The organism is Tabrizicola sp., from assembly GCF_051645465.1.
Taxonomy (GTDB): Bacteria; Pseudomonadota; Alphaproteobacteria; order Rhodobacterales; family Rhodobacteraceae; genus Tabrizicola.
The window spans coordinates 1-2,300 of the sequence record NZ_JBOFBI010000203.1; the positions used below are offsets into that span (position 1 = coordinate 1).

Annotated in this window: 3 protein-coding genes; all 3 read right to left on the reverse strand. The window is 58.1% G+C overall.

The annotated features are described in order from the left end of the window. Positions 1 to 356: cytosine permease (locus tag ACRCSW_RS12890; protein ID WP_438705649.1), on the reverse strand; the 356-nt coding region annotated here is incomplete at its 3' end. Beyond that, positions 353 to 1,369: a zinc-binding dehydrogenase gene (locus ACRCSW_RS12895; RefSeq protein ID WP_438705651.1), complete on the reverse strand. Its 1,017-nt coding sequence runs from the start codon at positions 1,367 to 1,369 to the stop codon at positions 353 to 355. The genes ACRCSW_RS12890 and ACRCSW_RS12895, both read right to left, overlap by 4 nt. Further along, positions 1,366 to 2,300: hydantoinase B/oxoprolinase family protein (locus ACRCSW_RS12900; RefSeq protein WP_438705652.1), on the reverse strand; the 935-nt coding region annotated here is incomplete at its 5' end. The genes ACRCSW_RS12900 and ACRCSW_RS12895, both read right to left, overlap by 4 nt.

Consider the following 2,300-nt stretch of genomic DNA (forward strand, 5'->3'; position numbering starts at 1 on the left):
ACCATTGCCCCGATAAATCCCATCTCGACGGCAAACCAACCGAGCAGGGCCACAGCAATGGCAAGATTGAGAAAGTGAGCCCCAGATGAGCCGAACGCTTCCCGTGAAAGTAGCGCCGCCGACCTACGAGATCTGACGCCCGCATGTGCCGCCAAGGCAGCGAACGCCGCTGTGAGCGCGCAACCGAGAGCGATCACCAGCCAACCTCGAGTTTGGCCATAGTCTGCGCCGATAGAGATGCCCAGGATCATGACGGGAACGCCCATAACCGCATTCGAAACAATCATTGCGATTGATCGAGCCGGACGGTTCGCAGCTTCTTCGGGCACTGGCTCGCGTGGAAAGTCTCCGCTCATTTGCCATGCTCCATGCTGACGATGATTTTTCCGATTTGGGCCTGGCTATCTTGGCGCCTGTAGGCATCCAAAACCTCGGGCCACTCGAATACCCGGTCGATCACAGGACGCAGCCCATGTTTGACGGCTTCCTCGATGAAAATGATCGCGCTGGTCAGTGCCTTCGCGTCTGTCACATGGTTGAACATGGAATATGGATAGATGACAGCGTTCGCCCGAACGAGTGGAACCAGGTTCAGTTGCGTCTGTTCACCCGACAAAAGGCCAAAGAGAATGATCCTCGCATTTTGGCCCAAAGCGGCGTCGTATTGCTGCATGAAGTCGCCGCCAATCGGGTCGAAAACCACGCGAACACCGGACCCGTCCGACAACCTTCGCAGCGTTTCCGCCAAGTCGGCAGTTTCGGTCGTCAGTACGATATGATCTGCGCCTGCTGCGCGGAGCGGGTCGACCTTGGACGGAGAACGGGTTCCTGCGATAACCGTTGCACCGCGCAACTTCGCCAGTTGAATGGCCGCCAGCCCAGCGCTGCTACTCGCAGCAGGTACGAACAGGAAGTCGCTTGTGCCGATATCAGCAATAGTAATCAGGGCGAAATAGGCCGTCAGATATTGCATCCATGTCGCAGCCGCTTCTTCGGCAGATAGCTCTGTCGGCCACGGCGCAATGAAGTCTACAGGGACGTCGGCAAGGCCCCCTTGAACCCCATATGTGCAGTTATCGAACGGCACCGTGCAGACTTTTTTGCCGATCAAACTGTGATCGACGGCAGCTCCAACAGCAACAATCGTCCCGGCGCATTCAGAGCCAATCCGAGACGGCAATTCGGGCACCGAATAGTGCCACCCCATTGTGTAAAGCCAGTCAGCCCGGTTCAGTGCGAAGGCCGCGACCTCAATGCGCACGTCCTCTTCCGCAAGCGGGGCCGCTTCCAGACAATCGACTTGCAACACATCGACCGGCTCGCCCAATCCATGAAATCGCAGCGCCTCAAAGCGACCCAACTCGTTCACCCGGCAATCATCAAACCGTAGTGCTTCTCTGCTTGCTCCGGCGTGACAAATCCGTTGCGAACATCCTGCAAAAGGGCGGCGCGGTCGCGCTTGAGCGGATCCCCGAAGCCACCGCCGGTAGCGGTATAGATCCGGATCACCTCATCGCGCTTGGCGGGTACAGTCGTACACATCGTGTGCCGATCAACGCTGCCATCATGCCGATGAATTTCAGCATAGTTGGTCGAACCTTCCTGCCCGCCAGCCATTGCCCAAGGACGCACCGAGCTGCGCGTTGCGGCATAGGTCAAAAAGGCCTCATCGGCTGTAACCCGGTAGTCCAGGACAACACCCTTGCCGCCGCGAAACTCGCCAGCGCCGCCATCTGCGTTGTGGAACGCATACTGATCAACTTCGATGGCGTAACGGCTTTCAAACAGCTCGCATGGGATGTTGTAGGTCTCGCCGTTGGCACAGCAGAACTGACCATTGTCGCCGTCAAGGTTGCTGGATGCACCCCAGCCGCCCACCAGCGGTTCGCCCATAACATAGAATTCGCCATTCTCCGGACGGATGCCGGAAACAAACGTCGCCCCGACTGTCCGCTGATGTCCAGCTGGCAACATATGAGGCAAAGCCGGGGCCAGCGCCTTCCAGAACACGTCAATTGCGGCGATCAGAGCCTCATAATAAACTGAAACCGGGGCAGGCACCTGCGCGCTCAGCAACGTGCCGGGCGGGCAAATGATCTTCAAGGGCCGGAACGCCCCACCATTGGCCGGGATGCCCGGATTGGTAACCGATTTGAATAGACAGCGCGCACCGGTCACGAGGCCCGTATAGGAACAGTTGATCGGACCGATCGCCTGCGGCGATGTGCCGGTGTAGTCCACCACCAGTTCATCATCGGAAATGGTGACCTTGACCTTCACCTTGAATGGTCCGTTACCGA